Genomic DNA, 26,935 nt, shown 5'->3' with positions numbered 1-26,935 from the left:
AACCCCGCCTTCAGATCCTGGGCTCCACTATCCGCATGGGCCGGGGCGGGAAAATCATTTATGCGACAAGGACTTGCGTCCTCCACCATTTTCAGCCTGTCGGCCGAGCCTCCGGGCACGCAGCTTCTTGCCGAACCCGGCGAGCATGCCGCGTTCGATTCGGCCTTCCTGGCGGGCGAGACCGGCCGCCTGGCCTGCGCGATCCGCAAGCTCAGCGCGGTCGGCGCCATGCTCCAGCTCGATGACGAGGTGGTGGAGGAGGAAGGGCTCCGGCTCGAACTCGCCAACGGCCAGTCGCTGCCCGGCCGCATCGCCTGGACCGAGCAGGGCTCGGCGGGCTTCCTGTTCGACTTGCCGATCGACGTGATCGGCACGCTCGCCCGCAATCTCGCCGCCCTTCCCGCCGAGCGCCGCTCGGTGCCTCGCGTCGAGCTGCACCAGACGATCTGCGTGCGCCGCGGCAACCAGGTCGAATTCACGCGCAGCCGCAACCTCTCCCAGGGCGGCTGCGGCTTCGAGACCGATATCGCGCTCCAGCTGGGCGATCTGGTGCAGATCAACTTCGACGGCCTGCGTCCGCTCGACGGCGCAGTGAAATGGTCGCAGGGCAATCTCGCCGGCGTCGCCTTTGACGAGGACCTGCCCTGGCAGGTGCTGATGCCGTGGCTGCGCCAGGTGCAGCAGACTCCGTCGCATCACACGCGGATCGCGATGATGCACGAGCCGACCGGGCTGATCCCGGACAAGCAGGCGATCCGCCTCGACGCGCCGGCACGCGTGCGCGAGGGCGTGCGCTGGTGGAACGTCAAGCTGCGCGCGATCACGCCCCAGCTCGTCGAGTTCGAGACGCGCGCGCCCTTTGCGACCGGCGCCCAGCTGTGGATCTCGCTGCCGAACATCGGCGGCGGCCCGGCTTCGGTGATCGAAACCGATGACCGCCACCGCTTCCTGTGCGAATTCCGCCTGCCGCTGAAGCAGCACGACCTGGGGCGGATTGCCGGCCGATCCTGAGGCTGGCGCCGTGCGCGGCGCTGGCCTAGGCCGGATCCATGTCCGCCTTCCTCCCCGTCGCCGAAGCCCAGCGCCGCCTGCTCGCGCGCGCCATGCCGATGGCGGAGGAGACATGCCCGCTCGCCGAGGCGGCAGGGCGATGGGCGGCCCGGGACGTGGCGGCGCTGCGCACCCAGCCCGCCTCCGATCTCTCCTCGATGGACGGCTATGCCATCCGCTTCGCCGACCTGCCCGGCCCCTGGGAGGTGATCGGGGAAAGCGCTGCCGGCCATGGCTTCGGCGGCGGGATCGGCCCCGGCCAGGCGCTGCGCATCTTCACCGGCGCCCCGCTCCCGCCCGGCGCCGACACCGTGCTGGTGCAGGAGGAAGCCGCCCGCGACGGCAGCCGCCTCGCGCTCGCCGGCGAAGGCCCGCCGCATCCGGGCAGCAGCGTCCGTCCGCGCGGGCTCGATTTCGCCCAGGGCGACCTGCTCATCCGCGCCGGGGAAGCGATCACGCCCGCCCGGATCGCGCTCGCCGCGATCGCGGGCCATGCCGCCCTGCCCGTCCGCCGCAAGGTGCGCGTCGCGCTGCTTTCCACCGGCGACGAGCTCGCTCCTCCCGGCACGCCGCTTGGCCCCGACCAGATCCCCGAGACCAACCGCCTGCTCCTCGCGGCGCAGCTCGCCGGGCTGCCGGTCGAGCTGATCGACCTCGGCATCCTGCCCGATCGCCAGGACGTGCTCGAAGCGGCGTTCCGCGCGCTCGACTGCGACCTGCTCGTCACCACCGGCGGCGCCTCGGTCGGCGATCACGACCTTGTCCGCCCCGCGCTGGAGGCCGCCGGCGCAGCGATCGATTTCTGGAAGATCGCGCTGCGGCCCGGCAAGCCGATGATGGCCGGTCGGCTGGGCGATGCGGCGGTGCTCGGCCTGCCCGGCAATCCCGTCTCTGCCTTCGTCACCGCGACCCTCTTCGTCCGTCCGCTGGTCGCGCGTCTCGCCGGTGCCGCCGATCCGCTGCCGCGCACCCGCACCGTTACCCTGGGCGAGCCCTTGCCCGCCACCGGCCCCCGCGCCGATTATCTCCGCGCCGAGCTGATCGACGGCCATGCCCGCGCCGCGACGATCCAGGATTCCTCGATGCTGCGCACGCTGGCGCGCGCCACCTGCCTGATCGTCCGCCCGGCGGGCGCTCCTGAGGCGAAAACCGGCGACTCGGCGGAAATCCTCGACATCGCTTGACAAGCAAGCGGAACATTGCAAAAACGTTCCCAGTCTGTTCCAGACCGGGAGAAACTGGATGCTCACGCGCAAGCAGCACGAGCTCATCTGCTTCATTGCCGATCGGCTTGCCGAGACTGGCGTGTCACCTTCGTTCGAGGAAATGAAGGAAGCGCTCGACCTCAAGTCGAAGTCGGGTGTCCATCGGCTGATCTCGGCACTGGAGGAGCGCGAGTTCATTCGCCGCCTGCCCAATCGTGCCCGCGCGCTCGAAGTACTGCGCATGCCGGAACGGGGCGAGACCAAGAAGGCTTCGGGAACGAAAACCGCGTCTCCCATGGCCTCGACTTCCGCAACTTCCGCGCCGTCGACACTCCCGGCTCCCGCCAATGACGTGGTCGAGATTCCCCTGCACGGCCGCATCGCCGCCGGCACGCCGATCGAGGCGCTGCAGGATTCGGCCATGCTGCCCGTTCCCGCCGCGCTGCTCGGCGCGGGCGAGCATTATGCGCTCGAAGTGGCGGGCGATTCGATGGTCGAGGCCGGCATTCTCGACGGCGACTATGCCCTGATCCGCCGCACCGAGATTGCCCGGGACGGCGAAATCGTGGTGGCGCTGATCGACGAGAATGAAGCGACGCTGAAATATTTCCGCAAGGAAGGCGCGATGATCCGCCTCGATCCGGCCAATCGCGATTACAATCCCCAGCGCTACCGTCCCGACCAGGTCCGCGTGCAGGGCCGCCTTGCCGGGCTGCTTCGCAAATATTGAGCGCCCGGCCCGGCTGAAAGCTAGGGATTTCGCGCCCCGGCAATGGGAGTGCGGGCCGGCTGTACCCTGGACGGATCGAGCCAGGGGTGCCGCCCCGCCCCGCGCACCATCGTCACCCGCCCGCTGGCAAAGGCGATCGCCACCCCGCCGGTCTTCGCCAGCGCCGGCCGGTCGAGCTTGAGCCAGCGCGGCATGCAGCCGGGCGGCAGGCGCCGGTCGCTGATCATCACGTCGACGCTGCGACACAGGGCGATGAACTCGGCCCAGGGCAGCGCATAGCCGCTCCGCGTCGCCGCCACGCGCCAGGCGCGGCCGCCAGCCCGATGCTCGATCATGCAGAGGTCCAGGCTGCATCGCGCGCCCGGCTGGTCGGCGAGCGCAACCGGCTCGGCATCGGAACCGCCCGTCTCCGCCAGCATGTCCCGGGTATAGTCCCCCGCCCGGTCGCGCAGCAGGGCCATGCTGCCATCGGGCATGCGAATCGCGAGATGCCGCCCGTCCCCGGTGACGATCAGATCGGGCGCGGGCGTGGCGAGCATCCAGGCCAGCCCGATCGCCAGCGGCACCGCGCCCACCCAGCGCACGCGGGTACGCCACAGGGCCAGCCACAGGCTGCCTGCCATCGCCAGCGCGAAGGCGCCGTGCGGCATTGCCGGCAGCGCCGCCACCGCGCCCGGCGCCGAAGCGGCGGTCCGGGCCAGCCAGAGCAGCAGGTCGAGCGTCCGCGCGGTGAGCCACCAGGCGGGATCGCCGAGCCCGATCAGGTCGAGCAGCAATGCCAGCGCCTCGAGCGGCATGATCACGAAGGTCGTGAGCGGGATGGCGACGATGTTGGCGAGCGCGCCATAGAGGCCGGCCTGGTGAAAGTGGAACAGCCCGATCGGCATCAGTGCCAGTTCGACCACCACCCCGGTGAGCAACAGCGAGCCGGCACCGCGCAGCAGCGCCGCGCCCCGACCCTCCTCGCGCTTGCCGAACCAGCGATGCATGCGCGGGCTCTCGTGCAACGCGACGATCGCCGTCACCGCCGCAAAGCTCAGCTGGAAGCTGGCCCCCGCCAGCGCCTCGGGCCAGAGCAGCAGCACGAGCAGCGCGCCTGCCGCGACGAGCCGCAGCGTGATCGCCTCGCGTCCCAGGCTGAGCGCCAGCAGCACGAGCAGCGCGGCGACACAGGAGCGGATCGTCGGCACTTCGGCGCCGGTGAGCCAGGTATAGCCGATCGCGGCCAGCGCCCCCGCCCCGGCCGCGACCAGCGGCAGCCGCCAGCGCAGCGCCAGCGTCGGGCTCAGGGCGAGCAGCTTGAGCACCAGCAGCATCGCCGCCGCGGTCACCGCCGTCACGTGCAGCCCGCTCACCGAGAGAAGGTGCGCAAGGCCCGAGCGCTGCATCGCCTCGACATCGGCTTCGGCGATCGCGCCTTCGTCCCCCGTGGCGAGCGCGGAAGCGATGCCGCCGCCGCTGCCGGGAATACGCGACTGGATATGCGCCGAGAGCGCGGCGCGCAGGTCCGCGCCCGATGCTTCGGCGGGCGCCACCACGTCCACCGGGGCAAAGCCCTTGCCCGTCGCCCCCAGGCCGTTGAACCATGCCGCGCGGGCGAAGTCGTAACCGCCCGGCACCGACGCGCCCGCGGGCGGCATCAGCCGGGCCCGCAGCCGCACCGTCGCGCCGCGCGCCACGCCTTCGGGCACGTCCTTCGCCGCCAGGTTCACGCGCACCCGCGGCGGCAGGTCGCGCCGGCCCGGCAACAGCGTCACCCGCACCAGCGCGCGCGCCGGCAGCGGCTCGACGGCCGCCACGCGGCCGGTCATCTCCACCACTGCCGGCCGCGCCAGCACGGGCGCCGCGACATGTTCCGCCCGCCACCAGATCAGCGCGCACCCAGCTGCCAGGGCAAGCCCGCCGAGCAGCAGCACCCGCCCCAGCCGCCCGGGCAGCACCAGCCCCAGCAGCGCCACCGCGCCCGCTGCAAGCAGGAACGCGATCCAGCGCGTCGCGTCGGAGAGCAGGAACCAGGCGGTGATCCCGCCGCCCAGCGCCACGGGCAGCCAGAGCGGCAACTGCGCCCGTTCCGCCTCGAGCCAGCGCTCGACTGCCTCCCCGGTCTGGCGGAACAGTGCCGCACCCCCCATTTGAAGGTGGGAAAACCCCGTGCTAGGGGCGCCTGCGGCGGCTGAATGGGCCATCGGAAATCTAGTCTGGGAGCAAGCGCGGTTGGGCGCAACATCTGATACGGGTGCGAAACGGGTCGTCACGCGGTTCGCGCCGTCGCCTACGGGTTTTCTCCACATCGGCGGCGCGCGCACCGCGCTGTTCAACCTGCTGTTCGCCCGCCATCATGGCGGCAAGTTCCTGCTGCGCATCGAGGATACCGATCGCGCGCGCTCGACCGAGCCGGCGATTGCCGCGATCCTCGACGGGATGCGCTGGCTGGGCCTCGATTGGGACGGCGACGAAGTCTATCAGTTCGCCCGTGCCGAGCGGCACGCCGAAGTCGCGCGCACGATGCTCGCACATGGCCATGCCTATAAGTGCTTCGCCACCGCCGAGGAGCTGGAGGCGATGCGCGCCGAGCAGAAGGCGAACAAGCAGCCCCTGCGCTATGACGGCCGCTGGCGCGACCGCGACCCCGCCGAGGGCGGCAACGCGCCCTATGTCATCCGCCTGAAGGCGCCGCGAGAAGGCGCGGTGACGATCGAGGATCATGTCCAGGGCCCGGTCACCGTCAACAACAGCGAGCTGGACGATCTCGTCCTGCTCCGTTCGGACGGCACGCCGACCTATATGCTCGCAGTGGTGGTCGACGATCACGACATGGGCGTGACGCATGTGATCCGCGGCGACGATCACCTCAACAACGCGTTCCGCCAGCTGCCGATCTATCGCGCCATGCAGGCGATCGAGGGAGGCTGGGAAGAGCCCCAGTACGCGCACATCCCGCTGATCTTCAATCCCGACGGCACCAAGATGTCGAAGCGCAAGAATGCCGTCGCGGTCGACGAATATCGCGACCAACTCGGCATCCTGCCCGAGGCGCTGTCCAACTATCTGCTCCGGCTCGGCTGGGGGCATGGCGACGACGAGATCATCAGCCGCGAACAGGCGATCGCATGGTTCGAGCTGTCCGGCGTCGGCAAGTCGCCCTCCCGCTTCGACCTCAAGAAGCTCGAGAATCTCAACGGCCACTATATCCGCGCCACGGACGATGATCGCCTCGCCGATCTGGTAGCCGCGCGAATCGGTTTCGAACTTTCGGAATCGCAGCGGGATCTTCTGCGCCGCAGCATGGCCGCACTGAAGCCGCGCGCCGCGAATCTCCTCGAATTGGCGGACGGAGCGGCCTTCCTGTTTCGCACCCGCCCACTGGAATTGGACGACGGTGCCCAGGCTCTGCTAGAGGGCGACGCGCGGGCGCTGCTGGCCCAGCTGCACGCCGCGCTTGACGGCGTGGAAAGCTGGGATACGGAAGCGCTCGAAGCGGCGGTACGCACCGTTGCGGAAGATGCGGGTGTCAAGCTCGGTGCGGCCGCGCAGCCTTTGCGCGCGGCGCTCACCGGGCGCCGGACGTCCCCGGGCATCTTCGACGTCCTGGCTCTGCTGGGGCGCGAGGAGAGCCTGGCCCGCATCGCTGATCAGATGACCGTGCCGGCCTGATTCCAGGCCCGGCCCAAAGATAGGACGACGTTTATGAGCGATACCGCGAAGCTGCAGGTTCCGGGGAAGGATGTCGAGTATCCGGTCCTGTCGGGCAGCGTCGGACCGGACGTCATCGACATCCGCAAGCTCTATGGCCAGACCGGCATGTTCACCTACGACCCCGGCTTCACGTCGACCGCGTCGTGCGAATCGGGCCTGACCTATATCGACGGCGACGAGGGCGTGCTGCTCCATCGCGGCTATCCGATCGGCCAGCTCGCCGAGCATTCGAGCTTCATGGAGGTCAGCTACCTCCTGCTGAACGGCGAGCTGCCCTCGCAGGACGAGCTCGACAAGTTCAGCCACACGATCACCCGCCACACGATGCTGCACGAGCAGCTGGCGACCTTCTATCGCGGTTTCCGCCGCGACGCGCACCCGATGGCGGTGATGTGCGGCGTGGTCGGCGCGCTTTCGGCCTTCTATCACGATTCAACCGACATCACCGATCCGCAGCAGCGGATGATCGCGTCGCACCGGCTGATCGCGAAGATGCCGACGATCGCGGCGATGGCCTACAAGTACAGCGTCGGCCAGCCGTTCCTCTATCCGCAGAACGACCTGAGCTACACCGGCAATTTCCTGCGCATGACCTTCGGCGTGCCGGCGGAGCCCTATGAAGTGAACCCGGTCGTCGAGAAGGCGCTGGACCGCATCTTCATCCTCCATGCCGACCATGAGCAGAACGCCTCGACCTCGACCGTGCGCCTCGCCGGTTCGTCGGGCGCCAATCCCTTCGCCTGCATCGCGGCGGGCATCGCCTGTCTGTGGGGCCCGGCGCATGGCGGCGCCAACGAGGCGGCGCTCAACATGCTGCGCGAGATCGGCCGTCCGGAGCGCATTCCCGAATATATCGCCCGCGCCAAGGACAAGAACGACCCGTTCCGCCTGATGGGCTTCGGCCACCGCGTCTACAAGAACTACGATCCCCGCGCGACCGTGATGCAGAAGACGGTGCGCGAGGTGTTCGACGCGCTCAAGGTCAACGACCCGGTGTTCGAAGTGGCGCTGCAGCTCGAGGAAATGGCGCTCAACGACCCCTATTTCATCGAGAAGAAGCTGTTCCCGAACGTGGACTTCTATTCGGGCGTGATCCTCTCGGCGATCGGCTTCCCGACCACCATGTTCACCGCGCTGTTCGCGCTGGCCCGCACCGTGGGCTGGGTGGCGCAGTGGAACGAAATGATCTCGGATCCCGAGCAGAAGATCGGCCGTCCGCGCCAGCTCTACACCGGCCCCGTGCAGCGCGATTACGTGCCCGTCGGCCAGCGCTGAGCCGCCCTTCCCGGTATCGGCTCGAAAACGCCGTCCCTGCCTTCGCGGGGGCGGCGTTTTCGGTTAACCATCCGCGACCTTCGCTTCGGAGTCGTGGAATGCGCCAGAACATCCTGATCCTCGCCGGCATCCTCGGCATCCTCGCGGGCGTGGTGTTCATGCTCCAGGGCCTCGGCATCCTCCATCTGCCTGCTTCCAGCCCGATGATCGGCAGCCAGACCTGGGCGATCCGCGGCGGCGTCATCGCCTTGCTGAGCGCGATCCTGGTCGGCGGGGCCCGCCTCGTCCCTACCAGCGCCGAGCGCAAGGCCGCCCGCCGCGCCGAGCGCGGAGAGCGCCAACCTTAACCGCAGCATACGAACGGGTTCAGCAACGCGACTCAATCGCTTCTCTATCGTTCTGCCCATGCGGGAAGAGAGGAATGGAGACTCGAAATGAACCTTGCCAAGCTGATCGCCGCGGCCGCGCTCGCCACTGTCGGCATTGCCAGCGCCGCAACGCCGGCCGCTGCCGCGCCGGTACCCACCACCAGCGTGATCGCGCTGGCAGCCGCCGCGCCGGCGGCGCAGGACTGGCGCCATCGCGACCGTGACCGCCGCCATTGGGATCGCGGCCGCCATCGCGGTTGGGATCGCGGCCGCGGCTGGGACCGTGGTCGCGGCTGGGATCGCGGCCGCTATCATCGCGGCAATCGCTATTGCCGCACCGAATGGCGCCATCATCGCCGCGTGACGGTCTGCTATCGCCGCTGATCGAGCCTGAGGAGGCTGCTGGGGCGTCCGCCGGGTTCCGGCGGGCGCCCTATTGCCGGATCGGCAGGCTGAACACGAAGCGGGCGCCCTGCCCCGGCGCGCTGTCCACCACCAGGTCGCCGCCCATCGCCCGGGCGAGCCGGCGGGCGATGTAGAGGCCCAGCCCCGATCCGCCGGGCTCGTTCGGATCGACGCGGCCGAACTTCTCGAAGATCTTCTCCTGATCGGCCTGGGCGATGCCCTTGCCTTGATCGGCGACGATCACATGGCCGCGCGCCTCGTCGCGCTCCAGCCGGATCCACACCATCCCGCCCGGCGGCGAATAGCGCACCGCATTGCCGATCAGGTTGACCAGCACCTGCAGCGCGCGGCGAAACTCGCCCTGCACCGGAATGCTCTCGTCCATTGCCGGCCGGTCGATCCGCACCTCGGCCTGGGCGGCGCGCACCGCGAGCAGCCCGGCGGCGCGGCGCGCGACATCGGCCAGGTCGATCTCCTCGTCCGCCGTGTCGAAATCGTCGCGCTCGATCGCCTGCAGATCGACCAGGTCGTCGACCAGCCCGAGCAGATGCCGCCCGGCATTGGCGATATCGCTCGCATATTCCGCATAATCGGGCTTGAGCGGCCCTTCGGTCTGCGCGCTGATCGAATCGGCATTGGCGATGATCTTGCCGAGCGGTCCGCGCAGCGCCCGGTCGAGCCGCTGGCTGAACGAATCGGGGAAGCCGCCAAAGGGCACGGCGGCGGCGGGCACCGGCGCATCCACCTTGGGCGCGGCCGGCATCGCCTGGTCCAGCATGTGCGCCGCCCCCACGAAACCGGCGAAGCGGCCGCCCGGATCGGTGCGCGGCGTGGCGGCCAGGCGCACCATCCGGCCGGTGCCGCGCAGTTCGGCCTTCTGCCCGTCGAACCGCCCGTGCGCCGCGACCGCGGAAAGGATCGGCAATTCGCCGGCCTCGTCCTGTTCGAGCCGGAAGAGCCGAGTCAGCGGCTGGCCGAGCATCATCGAACTGTCGAACCCGTAGCGCGCGCCCGCCTCGATCGAGAGGAAGGTGATGCGCAGCGACGCGTCGGTCTCCCACAACCAGTCGGCCGCCGAGCGGAAGAAGTCGCCGTCGCGCTCGGGCTCGCCGGCCGGCGCGCGCCAGCCCGGTCGCAGCCGCCAGCCGCTGACTTCGAGGCGCACGCCGCCCTGCTCGGGCTCGGCCCGCACCCACAATTCGAGATCGTCCTCGCCATCCGCGGCGATGACGTTGCGCGAGATGGCGATGCCCAGCCGCTGCGAGAGCCGTGCGAGCGTGGCGATCTGCGGCACGGCGAGCGGGGCGCCGATCGTGCCGCCGGCACGCATGTTGAGCTCGAACAGCCGTGCCTCGGCGTCGATCAGCCGTCCTTCGGCGTCCAGCCTGGCGATCGACAGCGGAAGATTGGGGTCGATGACGTTCACTTCGCCCCACCCCGCTGCAATGCGATCCGCGCCGCGCGATAATCGGGATCGAGCCGGAGTGGCGCCAGCGCATTGCGCGCCTCGGCCGGGGCGATCGCGGCGATCGTATCGAGCGTGTCGGCGAATTTCTCCAGGTCGCGCCGCGGATCGGCCTCGCTCAGCGCATAGCCGATCTGGGCCACGCCCTCGCGGCCGATCTCGAGCGCACGCAGCGCCAGCCACAGCCGCTCGGCGGCGGGATCGAGCACGAGATCGCGGGCGAGCGCATAGGGCACGCCCATCGCATGGGCGAGCAGCGCGATGAACAGCACGACCCGCCGGTCGCCGAGCGATTCGACAAGCATGCCCGAAAGCTCACCCGGCTGGGCGTCGATCGCAGCGGCGAAGCGCATCGCGGCGGCCTCGAGCCGGTCGCCCTCGTCATAGGCGGCGAGGCTGCGCTGCGCCGCGTCGCAAAGTGCCCGGTCGAGCGCCTCGTTGATGCCCTCCACCCCTTCGCGGAGCGCGGCGGCCGTCCACCACACCAGCTTGTGGTGCAGTTCGGCGGGAAGCTCGGTCTGGAATTGTCCCACTTCGGGACTCGTCCTGCGGCGACTTTCGGCGATCAGCACGGCCATGGCGCTGGCGGCGACCACCCGGTCGGGGTGCTGGACGAATCGGTTGATCAGGCTGGGCCGCTCGGGGTCGTCCGGCGCGCTCATGGGCAGCGCCGTGCCCAGCATCTCCTGGCGCACCCGGGCGATCAGCTCGGCCATCAGGTCGCCGTCGCGCAGCAGGCCGGACGACCATAGGCGCGCGAGCACGGCAGTACCCGGCTCGATCAGCGCGCCGACCAGCTCCGCTTCGCCGCGCCCGGTGAGCAGGCGCACCGCATGCTCGCGAATCTCGCCTTCCACGGTCTCCACGAGCCCGCGAAGCAGCGCGGCCAGGCCTGCGCGGCTATGCTCGTCGAGCCGTGCCTCCTCGGGCAGGAAGAAATCTTCGACCGCGACCATCAGACCCCTATAGGCGCGCAGCTCCGCAGCCGCCGCACGTGCGAGCAGCTCCCGGGCGCCGACGGCCGAACCATCGCGCATGTCGACGGGATTATCCGACATCGACCTCAAGCTAGCGGAAATGTCCTTAAGACGAGACTAAGCTTTTTCGCGTGCGCCCTCAACCGCCGCGGCGAGCGTGGCGAAGGAATATATCGCAACCGCAGCAAGGCCGATCGTGGCGAATCCGGCCAGCGCGAACGGCGTCAGGATGAGCAGATGCGCCGAGGGGCTGGACCACCAGCGCTTCGGCCGGGAGGGCGCGCGCTCGACGAGCAATTGGGCTGCCATGGCCACCAGGGCGAGCACCGGCGGCGTGGTGCTGGCCGTGGCGGCGAACTCGCCCCAGCCGATGAGCAGCGCGATCAGGGCGAACAGCGCGAAGATCGCCCATTCGAGCAGGCGCGCGCGCTTGTCCTCGCCGCGCAGCACCGCCATCGCCGCGCCGGTGGCTAGCGTCGCGGTGCCGGCCAGCGCGGCGACGGTGCCCGCCCCGGGCCAGCGCATCGCGGTGAGGACGAGCGCCAGCGCGGCGATCGCGCCGCCGGCGATGCTCAGCGACCAGCCGGGCACGTTGCGGCCCACCAGCTCGGGCAGCGCGATCCGTGCGGCGCGGGTGAACACCCAGCGGTCCGCCCAGTCGGTGCGTCGCTCGGTAAGCGCAGCGAGCACCCCGGTGTTGCGTGCCGCCAGCCCCTCGACACTGCGCTCCACCGCATGGCCGCTCTTGAGCCAGCCCGCAGTGAGCGGGACATGTTCGGCGCCCGATTGCGCGGCGACCCGCAGCAGCGCCGACTGGAAGTCGTAATCCTCGGGCATCTGCGCGATCTGGGCGAGCTGCTCCACCGTGATCCGGGCGACGCCGGCCCAGCTGTCGCGCATGTCGAGGCGCTCGATCGCGGCGGGCGAGGCCGGATCGTCGGTGACGAGCAGCGCCTCGCCGCTCGCCGTCGCCATCTTGTCCATCACCGGATCGGTGGTGACCAGTCCGTCGGCCATCACCAGCACCTGCGCACCGGGCGCGATCTTCTCGGCCGCTTCCTCGGCCGAGCGGACGATCTCGATCCGGGGATGGCGCTTGGCGGCGCGGTTGACCGCGGCGAGCAGCGCCGGCGTCATCTTGCCGACCGCGACGAGCACCTGCTCGGCCCCGGCGCCGAACAGCAGCCGCGCCTGATATTCGAGCAGCGTCATCCCGCCAAAGGGCAATGTCGCCATCAGCGTCCCCGGACGCCCCTCGGCCTCCTCGACTGCGAATATGAGCCCCGCGAGCATCTTGGGGTGGTTAAGGGGTTCATGCACGACAATCAAATCCCCGCTGATCCCCTCCCTGGAAGGGCGTGAAGTCAGTAAAGCAGATGCCCCCGCCGCGCCTCTTCCCAGGCCGCCTCGTCCGGCGCGGTGCGCGCGTCGAGATCGCCCGGCTCGGCCCCGGCATCGTCGACCCATTCGCGCAGGTCCGGGCCGCCGTTGATCACGTCGATCGCCAGCTTGTCGAAGACATATTCATAGGGGAAGTCGCGCCACAGCGGGTAATCGCCATACAGCTTGCGGATCGCCTTGAAGCCCAGGGCCTGGAGCCGCCAGGGCCGGAAGGCGCGATGGTCATAGGCCTGCCCCTCGGCATGGATGAACACACCCGAGCAGAGCTGGCCCACATGCTTGTGGAACGTCGGCTGGAACCAGAGATCGCGCAGCGAGCAGCCGGCGAGCCATGCCGGTGCCAGCGCGCGCATCTCGGCGATCACCGCCTTCGCATCGATGTCGGGCGCGCCGAACAGCTCGAGCGGCCGCGTGGTGCCCCGCCCTTCCGAGAGCAGCGTCCCCTCCAGCATCACCGTGCCCGCATAGGCACGCGCCATGTTGACATTGGCGGCATTGGGGCTCGGGTTGATCCAGGGCCGCTCGGGCGGCCAGCCGAAGCCCGGGGCGGCATCAGGCTGCCAGCCTTCCATCGCGACCACCCGATAGTCGACGTCCAGCCTGAACTGGGCGATGAACCAATGCCCCATCTCGCCCAGCGTCATGCCGTGGCGCATCGGCATCGGCCCGGCGCCGACAAAGCTCTCCCAGCCCGGGAGGAGGGTCGTGCCCTCCACCGGCCGGCCGGCGGGATTGGGCCGGTCGAGCACCCACACGCTCTTGCCGTGCGCCGCCGCCGCCTCGAGCACGTAGAGCAGGGTCGTCACGAAGGTGTAGATGCGGCAGCCCACGTCCTGGAGGTCGACCAGCAGCACGTCGAACGTGCCCATCGACTGGCCGGTCGGCCGGCGCACCTCGCCATAGAGGCTGAACACCGGCATGCCATAGGTGGGATCGGTGAAGTCGGGCGACTCCATCATATTGTCCTGCAGGTCGCCGCGCACGCCGTGCTGCGGACCGAATACCGCCGAGACGTCGAGCCCGGCGGCGACCAGCGCGTCCAGCGAATGCGTCAGGTCCGCCGTCACCGAGGCGGGGTGCGCGAGCAGCGCCACGCGCTTGCCCGCGAGGGGGCGACGAAGCTCAGGGTCGGCGAGCAGCCGGTCGATGCCGAATTTCATGGCGCAGCAGGTGCCGGGAGTTCGGCGGCGAAGCAAGCCGGATCGTCGCGCCCAGCTGGCAGGCTATCCCGCCGGCACCTCGATCACGAAGCTGCCTGGCGCATGGAAATCGGGCGCCCCCGGGCCGTGCGCGGTGGACCAATAGGATTTGGCGCCATCCGTCTCCTCGATCACCGCCGTGATGGCGACGTGCCAGACGCCGCCGGGCAATGCGCCCAGATCGACCTGCACGCGGATGCCGTCCTCCAGCGGCTCGATCACCGGCGCGACGAGCGGCTGGTCGCGCATGCCCTCGCGATACCCGTCGAACCGGTACGCCGCCCACTGCGTCGAAGGCGAGAAATTATACTCGAAATAGCCCTCGCCGCCCGCCGGCTTCACGAACAGTTCGAAGCAGGTGTGCCGCCATAGCCCGTCGGTCCGCTCCGGCATGGCGGGCGCCGGCAGCTTCGGCATCGATCCCGTCACGCGATAGGCAAGGATGCTCGGGCCGCGCCGGATATCGGCGGTGGCCTCGACGCGCTCCACCCCATGCGGCGGATGGGCGGGATGCGGGACCAGAGGGACATGGCGTGGCATGCGCCCCGCCCTAGCCCAGTTCGCCCGATCGGCGAAACGGGTTCAGAACCGGAAGCTGACCCAGCCGGACAGGAAATCGGAGCTGCGATACCCGGCCTTGGCGAGCGACGGGCCGGCCGCCAGATGCTCGTACCGGCCGGTGACGGAGAGGCGCGGCGAGATCGTCCAGACCAGCTGCGCCCGGCTCACGTCCGCGATCTTGCGATCCGCGACCTTCTGCGTGCCGGCAAAGGGCTGGCCGTTGGCGCGGTACACCGCATCGCGCGCATCGTCGCGCCAGGCCAGCTCATACTCCGCCGTCAGCCGTACCCCCTTCACGGGCGAGAAGGCCAGCGTCGGCGCCACCGTGATCAGGTTCGAGGGGGTCAGGAACAGCTGGTAGCTGTAATAGATGTTGTTGCCGAACGGGGCATAGGCGTTGCGCAGCCTGCCATCGCCATAGCCGCCCCCGCCGCTGGCATAATCGGCATGGAAGCCGATGCGCGGCGCGGTGGCGGATTTGCCGAGGCGATAGCTCTGGGCGAAGAATGCCTGCCACGCATCGATGTCCTGGCCGATATAGCGGCCCCATTGATGGTTGACCGACCAGTCGATCGCGACTCGCCCCACATCGCCCCACAGCCGCGCGCCGGCATAATAGCGCCGCGCAGGGCCCACCCGGCCGCCCCAGGCGCCCACATCGTTGCGCCGGCGCCACAGAAAGGGATCGAGATAGAGCTTCGAGCCGCCCAACCAGGTCTTCGGCAGCGCGATGCCGAAGGTCACGCCCGAGAAACGGCGCGCGGGATCGTTGACGTCGTCGTCGGGACCTAGATCGCCATAGGCCGTGGGCCGCAGATCGAACAGGTCGACCCGCAGCCAGCTGCTCCGTGCCCAGGCCCGGACGCCGTTCAGCGTATAGCGGATCGTGTTGTTGTCGCGCTGCGAGACCAGCAGGTTGGGCCCGTCGGTGAATTCCTGCCGACCATAACGGGCACCGATCGCCACCCCGCCCAGCTCGGCGGTCGCCTCGGCGAAATATTGCTGGAAGACGAGGTCGTTGCGCAGCGAAGCCGCCGGCACGCCCAGCTCCCGCCCCGAAATGCCGCCATGCGCGACTTCCCCGTACAGGCGCAGATGCGGGCCCAGATGGAGGTCGGCCCCGGCGACCAGCCGGTTGATGTCCTGCCGCTGGTGCGGCGCCGCGCGCAGGCCCGGATTGCTCGTCAGGTTGACGCGCAGCCGCGCCTCGCCGGACAGCGTCAGATAGATGTCGCCATCCGCGTCGAGCGGCAGGAATTTCAGCCGGTCCAGCGGATCGTCGCGTCGCGCCGGGTCGCGCATCGCCCGCCAGTCCTCGGCCCAGCGCGACAGGCTGTAGCCGCCGGGGACCGCGCCGTCGCCCGCCGCCGCCGCGGGATAGCTCCCGCCCCCCGCCTTGTCCTGTGGCGCCGCGGCCGGAACCTCCCGGACGGCCTGCGCCGCCGCCGCGCCGCCGGTCAGCAGCAAGGCAAGCGGCACGGTGCCGCCGGCAAGGGCGCGCAGCGCTATGGGCACGGGATCGAATCCTCTCTCGGATACTCGGCCGGTTTCGTGACGGACGATGTTGATGTCCGGCCATTGTACAGCCACTTGCCAAAGCCCGCCGCCCGGCAAAGCATCCGAGAAAATTCATATCTTCACAGATACTTATCCACATAGGCCTTCCAGCGACAAGCCTAAAGCGTGCGAATCTGGTGACACCCCCTATCAGCGTCGTGCGATATTCCGCACATTCTCCGGACCTGTCGCATATCCTGGCCGGGGATGACGCGCCCGCGCGCCTCGGCTATGCGGCGCGCATCATGACCGAATTCAAGTCCGATCTGCTCCGCCTGCTCTCCACACGCGGTTACATCCACCAGGTTACCGACCCGGAGGCGCTTGACGATCTCGCCACCAGGCAGGTCGTGCCCGGTTATATCGGCTTCGATCCCACCGCGCCTTCGCTGCACGTCGGCAGCCTCGTCCAGATCATGCTGCTGCGCCGCCTCCAGCAGGCGGGGCACAAGCCGATCGTCCTCATGGGCGGCGGCACCGGCAAGATCGGCGACCCCTCGTTCAAGGACGAGGCGCGCAAGCTGATGACCGACGAGACGATCCGCGCGAACGTCGCCTCGATCAAGACCGTGTTCGAGAAGTTCCTCACCTTCGGGGACGGCCCCAGCGATGCGGTGATGGTCGACAATGCCGACTGGCTCGACAAGCTGGAATATATCCCCTTCCTGCGCGACATCGGTCGGCATTTCTCGATCAACCGGATGCTGAGCTTCGATTCGGTGAAGCTGCGCCTCGATCGTGAACAGTCGCTCTCGTTCCTCGAGTTCAACTACATGATCCTCCAGGGCTATGATTTCCTGGAGCTGTCGCGCCGCGCCGCCTGCCGCCTGCAGATGGGCGGATCGGACCAGTGGGGCAACATCGTCAACGGCATCGAACTGGCGCGGCGGGTCGACGGCACCGAAGTCTATGGCGTCACCACGCCGCTGATCACCACGGCCGATGGCGGCAAGATGGGCAAGACCATGTCGGGCGCGGTTTGGCTGAACGAGGACCAGCTCCCGGCGTTCGATTACTGGCAGTTCTGGCGCAACACCGACGATCGCGACGTCGGTCGCTTCCTCCGCCTGTTCACCGACCTGCCGCTGGACGAGATCGCCCGGCTCGAGGCACTGGAAGGCGCCGGGATCAACGAAGCCAAGAAGATCCTGGCTAACGAGGCGACTGCCATGTGCCGCGGCCGCGCCGCCGCCGAGGAAGCCGCCGAGACGGCCCGCAAGGTGTTCGAGGAAGGCTCGGCCGGCGGTTCGCTGCCCACTCATCCGGTGGCGGGCGGCAGCATCGCCGTGGTCGACGGGCTGATCGCGCTCGGCCTTTGCCCCTCCAAGGGCGAGGCGCGCCGCAAGATCGCCGAGGGCGCGATCCGCGTCGACGACCAGGTGGTGCACGACCCCATGCTCGAGATCGCGGTGGCCGCGCCGGTCAAGCTCAGCTTCGGCAGGAAGAGGCACGGGATGCTGGTGCCCGCATGACATTCCTCGGACAGGCCTGATAAGTCGCTGTTAAGCGTCTTCGTTGCAACGAGATTCACGCGGTAACGGTATCAACCGCAGACGTACCTCAAGCGTTTCATGAGGCCGTGCGTGAATTTTGGATCGAACCTGGCTTATTCGGAGATCCGGCGGGAGGGGCGTGAAGACGTCTATTACCGCGCGCGCGCCTTCGGCCCCGATGCGAAGCAGCTGAACTTCATCATCGTCAACATCTCGCCGCATGGCCTGATGGCGCGATGCGACGATCCGTTCGAGACGGGCGCGCGCATCCGCGTGGTGCTGCCGCATGCGGGCACCGTGGTGGCCGATGTGCGCTGGGCGCTGGGTGGCCGGATCGGCTGCCAGTTCGAGCGCGCGATCGATCTCGCCAGCTATTACGAGCTGATCTCGACGATGGTGAAGGCGAAATAGGCGCCTTCCCCCTTCCCGCGACCGGAATGCAGGGCCCCTATCGCAACTGGCGCCAGACGCGATCCGCGGCCTTGCCGAGCGCCAGCGGCACGGCGACGGCCAGCATGAGGATCACCCAATGGGGCATGTCCAGGCGCATCGCCGCCAGGGCCCCTTCGTAAACCACGGCCACCAGGCCGATCGCGACTGCCAGCAGCCCCGCCGCCAACCACCAGGACCTTCGCATAGAAGCCTCTCTTCCTGCGTTCGATGCGTAGGATGATAGCATGGATTCCGAGTCCCGGCATCCTGGATCCGTGCGCCGGCAGGGCCGCCGGCCCGGCTTCGCCGAAGAGCGTTGCCGCTTGCAATGTAGGATTTCCAATGTTCTTCAAATGTTCTCGTCGCGCGTGGCGATGGAGATTTGGAGAACGAGCATGGCATATGTGATCGATACGGACCTTGCCGCATCTGCGGCCGGCAAGGGCGCCGATATGGTCGGCTTCGCCCAGTCGGGCGGCGGCGCATCGCATCGAACGACGGCGGACAAGCTTCGCGAAACCGTTTCGATCCTGGATTTCGGCGGGGTCGGTGACGGCGTGACGGACAACACCGCTGCCCTTATGGCGGCGCTGCTCACCAACAAGCCGGTATTCTTCCCCGGCACCGAGAACGGCGTTCCCTATCTGGTATCCGGGAACTTCGATTTCGCGGCGATCAAGGCTGCAACCGGCAAGGAGATCCCGGTCGTCGCGCTCCATGGCGAAGGCGCGGCGCGTTCGGTCGTCAAGTTCACCGGGAACGGCACCTTTCTCAAGGGCGGCACCACCGTCTCCAACGCCGGCTATCCTGGCATGGGCTACCCTCAGGTCCTTTCGCTGGATGGCCTCGGCCTGGTGGGTGCCGGCGTGAAGGGCGCAAGCATCGCCGTCACCTATGGCCAGTTCACGACCCAGGCCGGCAACGGCTATGCCGGCTGCGATTCGACGCAGACGGCCATCGAATGGGAATTCGAGCCCATGAGCTCGGTTCGAAACTGCATGATCGAATGCTTCGGAACCGGCATCAGGACCCATCAGGGCTATGCGTATACGATCTCGGAATGCCACATCCGGTTCAACATGATCGGCCTGGATCTCAGAGCGGCGACCACGACCGGAAATGTCGTCGGCAATATGATCGAACGCAATGGGATCGGCATCGGGATCTGGACAGCCTCATTGCTCAGCATTCGCGCGAATGCGATCCAGGGAAATTATGCCGGCGCCGACGTGGTTTCCTATAATTGGAGCACCCAGGTCAAATTCGATTCGAATTACTTCGAGGCGACGGAAAATTGCTTCGTGCAGAACGGCGACAGCGCGGGCGAGTATATCTCGAATAACTTCGTCTTCGTCGACAATAAAGGCCTCAGCGTCAATATCGTCGATTGCGCCGACAGGTTCTATTTCATTCGCAATCGGCTCGGGTCTTTTTCGGTGGGCAACACATATGTCAGCCACATCGTCGTCGAGGACAATACCGAGAATGAAGCGAACGGGCTGGTGTCCTTCACCGATTTCCAGGGCAGCGGGGCAAGTGCATTGCTTAACCGCAGCGCGCCGCTCCTGCACCGCCAGTCCTACACCGCATCGCCCAGCATCGGTCACGGCCTGAGCGATTCGTTCAACGTCATCATTCCCGGTGCGGCCAGTGGCGACCGGATCGAAGTGACTCACACCGGCCTCAAGCCTGGCTGGGAAGCCGCCGGCAATTGCATCGGCCCCGATACCGTGCGCGTGGACCTGCGGAATTTCACCGGAGCAAGCGATGGCGGGTTCTCGGGAACCTTGACCGTTCTGGTGTTCCGTACCTGATTTCCCGAACGGCCGTCGGCGATTTCTGTCGCCGGCGGCCTATCCGTTGCAGCGCCCGGTTCCACGAACAGCCGGATCGCCCGCGAGCAAGCGAGCCTCCCCTTGAGGCAAGCGCCCCTCCTTCGCGATCTCCGCGAAGACGAGAGAGGATAGCTTTGCGCCGTCCTTGAATGAACCCCCGGAGCATCGGCAAGACAGGAGAAGGCCATGGCGATATCTTCGTCGATATCGGTTCTTGGCCATTCTCATATATTACGTATATCTTCTTTCTGTTCTACAACACACCATTCAGCTTGCATAATATCGTCCAATGAGAAGCATTGACTCCCACTAAAGGAGGGAAGCTGAAATGAAGGTATATATTGCAGGAACAGCATTGTTCGCGATGTCTGCTTGGGCGACGCCGGCTTCGGCCGATCAGGTCCACACCTTCTCCAACGGTTGTACTCGAACATGTTCGGGTAGCTGGATAAACGGATCGCAACCGGGATCGGTCGCCTGCTACAACAAGGATGGCACCCCAGGCACGGTGGGGCCGCTCAACTGCCCGAGCAGCCGGGACAAGGCGTTCAGCCCGAATATCTTCGATCCAAGCGGCATCCCGCTGCCCGCGCAGTCGATTAAGGTCACGCCGCGCCGCGCGGACTGAGTGCAACCGGATAGCCGCCGCCGATCGATCGGCGGCGGCGAACCCGCCGGAAGGAGAGCGTGCGGGTAGCCCTATCCCGCCCGCAATAAGCTCACCGCCGCGTCGCGCTCGAACAGGTACAGCGCGATCCGCGCCGCCTCGCCGCGAGCGGTGTGCAGCGCGCGGTCCTGGTCCTCGAGCAGCCGCGCATCGGCATTCGCCGCCGCGATCAGCGTCGCCAGGCTCTCGGGCGTCGCCAGCCGAAACGTCTGCTCGCCCGATTGGCGGGTGCCGAGTATCTCGCCCGCGCCGCGCAGCTCCAGGTCGCGCTCGGCGATCAGGAAGCCATCGGTGGTGTCGCGCATCAGCGCCAGCCGCGCCCGCGACGTCTCGCCGAGCTTCTCCCCGCGCAGCAGGATGCAGTGCGACTGCCCCCCACCCCGGCCCACGCGCCCGCGCAGCTGGTGGAGCTGGGCCAGGCCGAAGCGGTCCGCCGCCTCGATCACGATCAGCGTGGCATTGGGCACGTCGACGCCCACTTCGATCACCGTGGTCGCCACCAGCACGCCCAGCTCGCCGCCGGCGAAGCGCGCCATCACCGCGTCCTTCTCCGGCCCCTTCATCCGGCCATGGACGAGCCCGACCTTGTCGCCGAACCGCGCGGTGAGCGTGGCGGCACGATGCTCGGCGGCGGCGAGGTCGGTCTTCTCGCTCTCCTCCACCAGCGGGCATACCCAATAGGCCTGCTTGCCCGCATCGAGATGCCGGCCCAGCCCGGCAATCACCGCGTCGAGCTTGTCCTCGGAAATCACCGTCGTCTGGATCGGCTGGCGGCCGGGCGGCATCTCGTCCAGCCGGCTCACGTCCATCTCGCCATGGCTGGCCAGCTGCAGCGTGCGCGGGATCGGCGTGGCGGTCATCACCAGCAGGTGCGGCGGCACCTGCGCCTTGGCCTGGAGCATCAGCCGCTCGGCCACGCCGAAGCGATGCTGCTCGTCCACCACCACCAGCCCTAGGTCGCGATAGGTCACGCCCTGCTGGAAGATCGCATGGGTGCCCACCAATATGTCGATCTCGCCGGCGGCTAGCCCCATCAGAATGGCCTCGCGCACCTTGCCCTTGTCGCGCCCGGTGAGGATCGCGATGCGGATGTCGAGCCCGGCAAGCAGGCGCGAGAGATTCTCGTAATGCTGGCGGGCGAGGATCTCGGTGGGAGCCAGCATCGCGCCCTGTGCCCCCGCCTCGGCGGCGATCAGCAGCGCCATCGTCGCCACCAGCGTCTTGCCCGAGCCGACATCGCCCTGGAGCAGGCGGAGCATCGGCTGGCTCTGCGCCATGTCGCCCTCGATCTCGCGGATCGTGCGCGATTGGGCGCCGGTGGGCGTATAGGGTAGCCGGAGCCCGTCGCGCAGTCGCCCGTCGCCGGTGAGCGGCCGGCCGCGCTTGGCCCGCGCCTCGCCGCGCACCAGCATCAGCGCGAGCTGGTTGGCGAACACTTCGTCATAGGCGAGCCGCTCGCGCGCCTTGGCATCGGCGGGATCGGCATGGATGCGGGCCAGCGCCTCCTTCCAGCCGGGCCATTGGCGCCGGTCCTTCAGGCTCGGCTCGATCCATTCGGGCAGTTCGGGCGCGCGCGCGATCGCCTGGGCGGCCAGCGCCGCGATCCGCTTGGAAGTGATGCCCTCGGAACAGGGATAGATCGCTTCGCGCCCGCCGCCTTCCGCCTCTTCGGGCAGCGCGACCTCGGGATGCACGATCTGCAACTCCTGGCCATATTGGTCGAGCCGGCCGGACACCCAGCGCTTCTCGTTCAGGGGGAGCAGTTTCTTCGCCCAGCCGGAATTGCCGCCGAAGAAGACGAGGCTGGCATGGTTGCCGTGCGCGTCCACCGCCTGCACCCGCGCGGGCGAACGGGCATTGCCGCCGAAGCGATATTGCACCGGGGTCAGTTCGATCGCGATGATCCGGCCTGCGTCCGACGCCGCCAGGGCGTCGCGCGGAATGCGGTCGATGAAGCCGGTGGGAAGGTGGAAGGCGACGTCGACGACGCGCGCCAGGCCCAGCCGCTCGAGCGGCCTGGCCAGGGCGGCACCGATCCCCTTGAGCGCCGTGACTTCGGCGAAGAGCGGATTGAGGATCTCGGGACGCATGGGCCCCGACCTAATCCCTGCGATGGCGCGCCGCTAGAGGGTGTGCGGGATCAGGCGGCGCTACGCACCGGCGCGATCGCCTGGCCCGCCGCCTCGATCGCGGCATGGACTTCGGTCACGGTCGAGCCGACCACCACTTCGTGCGCGCCGTCGAACGAGAGCACGCCGACATCGGCCCCGGCCATGTTGATCGTCGCGACCGTGCGCACGGCGGCGATGTTGACGAGAATGGGGTCGCCGTTGATCGACTTGAGCATCACGAAACGCATTTTCTGGACGGCCTTCTACGCAGAGTATCTGTCCATCATAGGAAGATCGCCGGCCGGGCGGGCGGAAACGGCCGATTAAGTTGCGGCTGGCGTTCGTTTGCGCGGCAACCTATCTGGGGGGGACCGTACCCACCATTTTCGCCGACACGCATTTTTTGCGCTGCCGGCCATTTCCCGTTGAGGACCGAATGGACCGCGAAACCCGTCTCAAGCGCCTGCGCTTCCGCGCTTGGCACCGCGGCGTCAAGGAAGCAGACTTGCTGATCGGCGGCTTCTTCGACCGGCATGGCGCCGGCTGGAGCGATACCGAGATGGACCTGTTCGAAGCGCTGCTCGAGGAACAGGATGTCGACATCATGGCCTGGGCAATGGGGACGCAGCCAGTGCCCGAATGCTATGCCGGCACGGTAATGACTGCCCTCAAGGCATTGAACTACGTGCCCATTTCTCGCTGAGCCCGAATGCCCGACCTCAAGACCATCCTTTCCGCGCAAAAGCTCCTCACGCTGTCGGGCGCTCCCGCCGGCTTCCTTCCCTGGATGCTGGCCGATCTTGCCCGCACCGGGCGCTTGACCGTGTTCGTCGCGCCCGACGAGGCGGCGATGCGCGCCGTGGCGGGCACCGCACCCTATTTCGCGCCCGAGCTCGAGGTCCTGGGCTTCCCCGCCTGGGACTGCCTTCCCTATGACCGCGCCAGCCCCACCCTGCGCGTCATGGCCGAGCGGCTGGCGACGCTCCATGCCCTTCAGGCCAAGAGCGAAAGGCCGCGCCTGCTGGTCACCACGGTCAACGCCGCAACGCAGCGGACGCTGACGCCCTTCCGCATCCGCCAGCTCGTCGCCCGCCTTGCGCCCGGTGAGCGCATCAGCCTGGAAAAGCTAGGCAATCTGCTCCAGGCGAACGGCTATGTCCGCGTCGACACGGTGAACGACGCCGGCGAGTTCGCCGTTCGCGGCGGCCTGGTCGACCTGTTTCCCTCGGGTGCCGAGCAGGCGCTGCGCCTCGATTTCTTCGGCGACGAGATCGAGAGCGTCCGCACCTTCGACCCCGCCGACCAGCGCACCACCGGGCGGATCGACGGCTTCACGCTCCTTCCCGCCTCGGAAGCCCTGCTCGACGAGGAATCGGTCAAGCGCTTCCGCACGCGATATCGCGAGAAGTTCGGCGCCACCGCGACCGGCGATCCGCTCTACCAGGCGATCAGCGACGGCCGCCGCCTCGCCGGCATGGAGCATTGGCTGCCGCTGTTCGAGGAGCGACTGGAGACGCTGTTCGAGCATCTCCCCGCCGATGCGATCCTGATCCGCGACGCGGGCGATGCCGGCGCCGCCGAAGCGCGGTTCGAAGCGATCGCCGACTATCAGTCGAACCGCGTCCGCGCCCAGTCGGCCGATCCGGGCAGCTATCGCCCGCTCGCCGCAGATGCGCTCTATCTCGTTGCGAACGAATGGGAAAAGCGCCTTGCCGACTGGCCGGCGCATGTCAGCACCCCCTTCCACGAGCCGACAAGCGCCACCGTCCTCGACTTCAACGTCGATGGCCCGCGCGACTTCGCACCCGAGCGCGCTGCCGGCGCCAATGTCTATGAAGCCGTGGTCGAACATATCGCCAAGCTGCGGAAATCGGGCAGGAAACCGGTGCTCGCCAGCTATTCGAACGGCGCCCGCGAGCGCTTGACCGGGCTGCTTGCCGACCACGGCCTCAAGACCGCACGCAAGGCGGAGAGCTGGCACGAGGCGATGGGCATCGCCGACAGCGCGGTCGCGATGATCGTGCTGCCGCTCGATCACGGCTTCTCCGCCCCCGACGTCGCCGTGCTCACCGAGCAGGACATGCTGGGCGACCGCCTCGTCCGCCGTTCCAAACGCCGCAAGTCGACCGACGCCTTCCTCAACGAACTGGCGACGCTCTCGCCGGGCGACCTGGTCGTGCACGTCGATCATGGCATCGGCCGCTACGAGGGGCTCACCCAGATCCCCGTGCAGAAGGCCCCGCACGACTGCGTCGCGCTCACCTATGCCGGCGGCGACAAGCTCTATGTTCCGGTCGAGAATCTCGAGGTCCTGAGCCGCTACGGCGCGGGCGAGGAAGGCGCGGCGCTAGACCGGCTGGGCGGCGAGGCCTGGCAGCGGCGCAAGAGCCGCATGAAGGAGCGCATCCGCGAGATCGCGGGCGAGCTCATCGCCACCGCCGCCAAGCGCGCCACCCGCCCCGCCGAAGTCGCCGAGCCCGATGCCGGCGGCTATCCCGCCTTTGTCGATCGCTTCCCCTATGAGGAAACCGACGACCAGGATCGCGCGATCGGCGACGTGCTCGAGGATCTCGCCGCCGGCCGCCCGATGGACCGGCTCATCGTCGGCGATGTCGGCTTCGGCAAGACCGAGGTGGCGCTGCGCGCCGCCTTCGTCGCGGCGATGGCCGGCATGCAGGTCGCGGTGGTCTGCCCCACCACCCTGCTCGCCCGCCAGCATTTCAACAATTTCACCCAGCGTTTCGAGGGCTTCCCGATCAAGGTCGGCCGCCTCTCCCGCCTCGTCGGCACCACCGAGATGAAGGCGACCAAGGACGGTGCCGCCGACGGCACGATCGACATCGTGGTCGGCACGCACGCCGTCCTCGCCAAGGGCGTGGAGTTCAAGCGGCTCGGCCTGGTCATCGTCGACGAGGAGCAGCGCTTCGGCGTCACCCACAAGGAGCGGCTGAAGGCGATGAAGGCGGACGTCCACGTCCTCACCCTCACCGCCACGCCGATCCCGCGCACGCTCCAGATGGCGATGTCGGGCCTGCGCGAGCTCAGCGTGATCCAGACTCCGCCGGTCGATCGCCTGGCGGTGCGCACCTATGTGATGCCCTGGGATCCGGTGGTGCTGCGCGAGGCGCTGCTGCGCGAGCATTATCGCGGCGGCCAGGCCTATTTCGTCACGCCGCGCATCTCGGACCTGCCGGAGATCGAGGAATTCCTGCGCAACGACGTGCCCGAGATCCGCTATGTCGTCGCACACGGCCAGATGGCGGCGGGCGAGGTCGAGGAGCGCATGTCCGCCTTCTACGATCGCAAATATGATCTGCTCGTCTCCACCACGATCATCGAGAGCGGCATCGACATCCCCAGCGCCAACACGCTGATCATCAACCGGGCGGACAAGTTCGGCCTCGCCCAGCTCTACCAGCTGCGCGGCCGGGTCGGGCGCTCCAAGACGCGCGCCTATGCCTATCTGACCACCCCGGCCCAGCGCCTGATGACCGAGGCGGCGGAAAAGCGCCTCAAGGTGCTCTCCGACCTGGAATCGCTGGGCGCCGGCTTCCAGCTCGCCAGCCATGATCTCGACATCCGCGGCGCGGGCAATCTGCTCGGCGACGAACAGTCCGGCCATATCAAGGAAGTCGGCTACGAACTCTATCAGTCGATGCTGGAGGAGGCGATCCTCGACGCCAAGGCCGGCGGCCTGCGCGACGAGCGCCCGCGCGACCTGAGCCCGCAGATCACCGTCGACGCGCCGATCATGATCCCGGAGGACTACGTTCCCGATCTCGACCTGCGCATGGGCCTGTATCGTCGCCTCAACGACGTGGAGGACCGTGCCGGCATCGAGTCCTTCGCCGCCGAGCTCATCGACCGGTTCGGCAAGCTGCCCGAGGCGACCGAGAACCTGATCACGCTGATCGAGGCCAAGCTGAACGCCAAACGGGCCTGCATCGCCAAACTCGACGTCGGCCCGAAGGGTGCGCTGGTCAGCTTCCACGACGACAAATTCCCCAATGTCGACGGCCTGCTCGCCTATGTCGACAAGCTGGAGGGTACGGCCAAGCTGCGTCCCGACATGAAGCTCGTCATCGCCCGCGCATGGGCGACGCCCCAGGCGCGGCTCAACGGCGCGCTCCAGCTTTCGCGGGGCCTGGCGAAAGCGGCGGGATAAGCCCCTGGCGGCCCGCGCTTCCGCCGTCGCAGCCTTCCAGGACGGAGATGGGCCGCTCCCTGTCCGGCGGGCGTCCCCCAGCGAGTGCCGAGTGACGGTTTCCAGGGCACCCGGTATTTTTGCGTAGTTGCGCATACTGGAACTCCGTTCAGGATGCAGGCGAAATGGTGCTATTCGGCGCAATGCCTGGACCGCCTGCCCCATGATGCGCAGGTGGCCTCGGGTCATCGCGCGGCTTCGTCGTGTTGAAGCCGATCCGATTTCGCCGGTTTCGCGTTGAAACGAACAGAACAAGGCTGCGTATCTGGCCGTGACCAATGGGATTGAGGCAGGCGAGACCCTG

23 protein-coding genes are annotated in these 26,935 nt (G+C 68.2%); 13 read left to right on the top strand and 10 right to left on the bottom strand.

Going from position 1 to position 26,935, the window contains the following annotated elements:
* Positions 1-60: 60 nt before the first annotated feature.
* Genes BGP17_RS06055 through lexA form a run of 3 tightly spaced genes read left to right on the top strand, consistent with a single transcriptional unit; the run spans position 61 to position 2,985 of the window.
* Positions 61-1,011 carry a PilZ domain-containing protein gene (locus tag BGP17_RS06055; RefSeq protein WP_286711355.1) on the top strand — a complete coding sequence of 317 codons (951 nt, stop codon included), beginning with the start codon at positions 61-63 and terminating at the stop codon, positions 1,009-1,011.
* A gap of 38 nt (positions 1,012-1,049) precedes the next feature.
* On the top strand, positions 1,050-2,234 hold the full coding sequence (locus BGP17_RS06050) for a molybdopterin molybdotransferase MoeA (protein ID WP_286711354.1): 1,185 nt from the start codon (positions 1,050-1,052) through the stop codon (positions 2,232-2,234).
* Positions 2,235-2,292: 58 nt separating this feature from the next.
* Positions 2,293-2,985 (top strand): transcriptional repressor LexA, encoded by a 693-nt coding sequence (gene lexA / locus BGP17_RS06045; RefSeq protein ID WP_286711353.1) that lies wholly within the window; start codon positions 2,293-2,295, stop codon positions 2,983-2,985.
* A 20-nt stretch (positions 2,986-3,005) separates the two neighbouring features.
* On the opposite strand, the gene BGP17_RS06040 is transcribed toward lexA, so the two are convergent.
* Complete coding sequence (locus BGP17_RS06040) at positions 3,006-5,117, bottom strand: ComEC/Rec2 family competence protein (RefSeq protein WP_286711352.1); 2,112 nt, start codon at positions 5,115-5,117, stop codon at positions 3,006-3,008.
* A gap of 82 nt (positions 5,118-5,199) precedes the next feature.
* On the opposite strand from BGP17_RS06040, the gene gltX reads away from it, so the two are divergent.
* The 4 genes from gltX (at position 5,200) to BGP17_RS06020 (ending at position 8,708) form a co-directional block, all read left to right on the top strand.
* Positions 5,200-6,639, top strand: coding sequence for a glutamate--tRNA ligase (gltX, locus tag BGP17_RS06035; RefSeq protein WP_286711351.1), 1,440 nt, complete (start codon positions 5,200-5,202; stop codon positions 6,637-6,639).
* 33 nt (positions 6,640-6,672) lie between these two features.
* Positions 6,673-7,956, top strand: a complete 1,284-nt coding sequence (locus tag BGP17_RS06030) for a citrate synthase (protein ID WP_167298527.1) — start codon at positions 6,673-6,675, stop codon at positions 7,954-7,956.
* A 98-nt stretch (positions 7,957-8,054) separates the two neighbouring features.
* Complete coding sequence (locus tag BGP17_RS06025; RefSeq protein WP_286711350.1) at positions 8,055-8,303, top strand: hypothetical protein; 249 nt, start codon at positions 8,055-8,057, stop codon at positions 8,301-8,303.
* Positions 8,304-8,390: 87 nt separating this feature from the next.
* Complete coding sequence (locus tag BGP17_RS06020) at positions 8,391-8,708, top strand: hypothetical protein (RefSeq protein ID WP_167298525.1); 318 nt, start codon at positions 8,391-8,393, stop codon at positions 8,706-8,708.
* 49 nt (positions 8,709-8,757) lie between these two features.
* Here BGP17_RS06020 and BGP17_RS06015 read toward each other — a convergent pair whose 3' ends face one another.
* The 6 genes from BGP17_RS06015 to BGP17_RS05990 form a co-directional block, all read right to left on the bottom strand.
* The gene (locus tag BGP17_RS06015) at positions 8,758-10,155 is read right to left on the bottom strand and encodes a sensor histidine kinase (RefSeq protein WP_286711349.1); all 1,398 of its coding nucleotides are present in this window, start codon (positions 10,153-10,155) and stop codon (positions 8,758-8,760) included.
* Entirely contained in the window at positions 10,152-11,252 is a 1,101-nt protein-coding gene (locus BGP17_RS06010) for a DUF2336 domain-containing protein (protein WP_286711348.1), read from the bottom strand. The genes BGP17_RS06015 and BGP17_RS06010 overlap by 4 nt, the downstream gene beginning before the upstream one ends.
* 36 nt (positions 11,253-11,288) lie before the next feature.
* On the bottom strand, positions 11,289-12,491 hold the full coding sequence (locus tag BGP17_RS06005) for a hypothetical protein (protein ID WP_286711347.1): 1,203 nt from the start codon (positions 12,489-12,491) through the stop codon (positions 11,289-11,291).
* Positions 12,492-12,535: 44 nt separating this feature from the next.
* Positions 12,536-13,732 (bottom strand): exo-beta-N-acetylmuramidase NamZ family protein, encoded by a 1,197-nt coding sequence (locus BGP17_RS06000; RefSeq protein WP_286711346.1) that lies wholly within the window; start codon positions 13,730-13,732, stop codon positions 12,536-12,538.
* A gap of 63 nt (positions 13,733-13,795) precedes the next feature.
* Positions 13,796-14,311 (bottom strand): DOMON-like domain-containing protein, encoded by a 516-nt coding sequence (locus BGP17_RS05995; RefSeq protein WP_286711345.1) that lies wholly within the window; start codon positions 14,309-14,311, stop codon positions 13,796-13,798.
* A 42-nt stretch (positions 14,312-14,353) separates the two neighbouring features.
* Complete coding sequence (locus tag BGP17_RS05990; RefSeq protein ID WP_380926294.1) at positions 14,354-15,841, bottom strand: alginate export family protein; 1,488 nt, start codon at positions 15,839-15,841, stop codon at positions 14,354-14,356.
* A gap of 293 nt (positions 15,842-16,134) precedes the next feature.
* Here BGP17_RS05990 and tyrS point away from each other — a divergent pair, with 293 nt between their 5' ends.
* Positions 16,135-17,361, top strand: coding sequence for a tyrosine--tRNA ligase (tyrS, locus tag BGP17_RS05985; protein WP_286711400.1), 1,227 nt, complete (start codon positions 16,135-16,137; stop codon positions 17,359-17,361).
* 111 nt (positions 17,362-17,472) lie between these two features.
* Entirely contained in the window at positions 17,473-17,793 is a 321-nt protein-coding gene (locus BGP17_RS05980) for a PilZ domain-containing protein (protein ID WP_280279222.1), read from the top strand.
* 37 nt (positions 17,794-17,830) lie between these two features.
* Here the strand turns inward: BGP17_RS05980 and BGP17_RS05975 are convergent, their stop codons facing one another.
* Positions 17,831-18,019, bottom strand: coding sequence for a hypothetical protein (locus BGP17_RS05975; protein WP_167298519.1), 189 nt, complete (start codon positions 18,017-18,019; stop codon positions 17,831-17,833).
* Between the two features lie 190 nt (positions 18,020-18,209).
* Here BGP17_RS05975 and BGP17_RS05970 point away from each other — a divergent pair, with 190 nt between their 5' ends.
* Both BGP17_RS05970 and BGP17_RS05965 read left to right on the top strand, forming a co-directional pair.
* Positions 18,210-19,628 (top strand): right-handed parallel beta-helix repeat-containing protein, encoded by a 1,419-nt coding sequence (locus tag BGP17_RS05970; protein ID WP_286711343.1) that lies wholly within the window; start codon positions 18,210-18,212, stop codon positions 19,626-19,628.
* 349 nt (positions 19,629-19,977) lie between these two features.
* Positions 19,978-20,277 carry a hypothetical protein gene (locus BGP17_RS05965; RefSeq protein ID WP_167298517.1) on the top strand — a complete coding sequence of 100 codons (300 nt, stop codon included), beginning with the start codon at positions 19,978-19,980 and terminating at the stop codon, positions 20,275-20,277.
* Between the two features lie 71 nt (positions 20,278-20,348).
* On the opposite strand, the gene recG is transcribed toward BGP17_RS05965, so the two are convergent.
* Both recG and BGP17_RS05955 read right to left on the bottom strand, forming a co-directional pair.
* The gene (recG, locus tag BGP17_RS05960; RefSeq protein WP_286711342.1) at positions 20,349-22,406 is read right to left on the bottom strand and encodes an ATP-dependent DNA helicase RecG; all 2,058 of its coding nucleotides are present in this window, start codon (positions 22,404-22,406) and stop codon (positions 20,349-20,351) included.
* A 50-nt stretch (positions 22,407-22,456) separates the two neighbouring features.
* Positions 22,457-22,675: a hypothetical protein gene (locus BGP17_RS05955; RefSeq protein ID WP_086130900.1), complete on the bottom strand. Its 219-nt coding sequence runs from the start codon at positions 22,673-22,675 to the stop codon at positions 22,457-22,459.
* Between the two features lie 188 nt (positions 22,676-22,863).
* On the opposite strand from BGP17_RS05955, the gene BGP17_RS05950 reads away from it, so the two are divergent.
* Both BGP17_RS05950 and mfd read left to right on the top strand, forming a co-directional pair.
* The gene (locus BGP17_RS05950; RefSeq protein ID WP_286711341.1) at positions 22,864-23,130 is read left to right on the top strand and encodes an FAD assembly factor SdhE; all 267 of its coding nucleotides are present in this window, start codon (positions 22,864-22,866) and stop codon (positions 23,128-23,130) included.
* A 6-nt stretch (positions 23,131-23,136) separates the two neighbouring features.
* Positions 23,137-26,592 (top strand): transcription-repair coupling factor, encoded by a 3,456-nt coding sequence (mfd, locus tag BGP17_RS05945; RefSeq protein ID WP_286711340.1) that lies wholly within the window; start codon positions 23,137-23,139, stop codon positions 26,590-26,592.
* Positions 26,593-26,935: the final 343 nt, after the last annotated feature.

Origin of the sequence: Sphingomonas sp. 67-41 (genome assembly GCF_001899725.1) — a bacterium.
Taxonomy (GTDB): Bacteria; Pseudomonadota; Alphaproteobacteria; order Sphingomonadales; family Sphingomonadaceae; genus Sphingomonas; species Sphingomonas leidyi.
The sequence above is the reverse complement of the archived record's forward strand: the minus strand, read 5'-3'. Positions and strand labels throughout refer to the sequence as shown.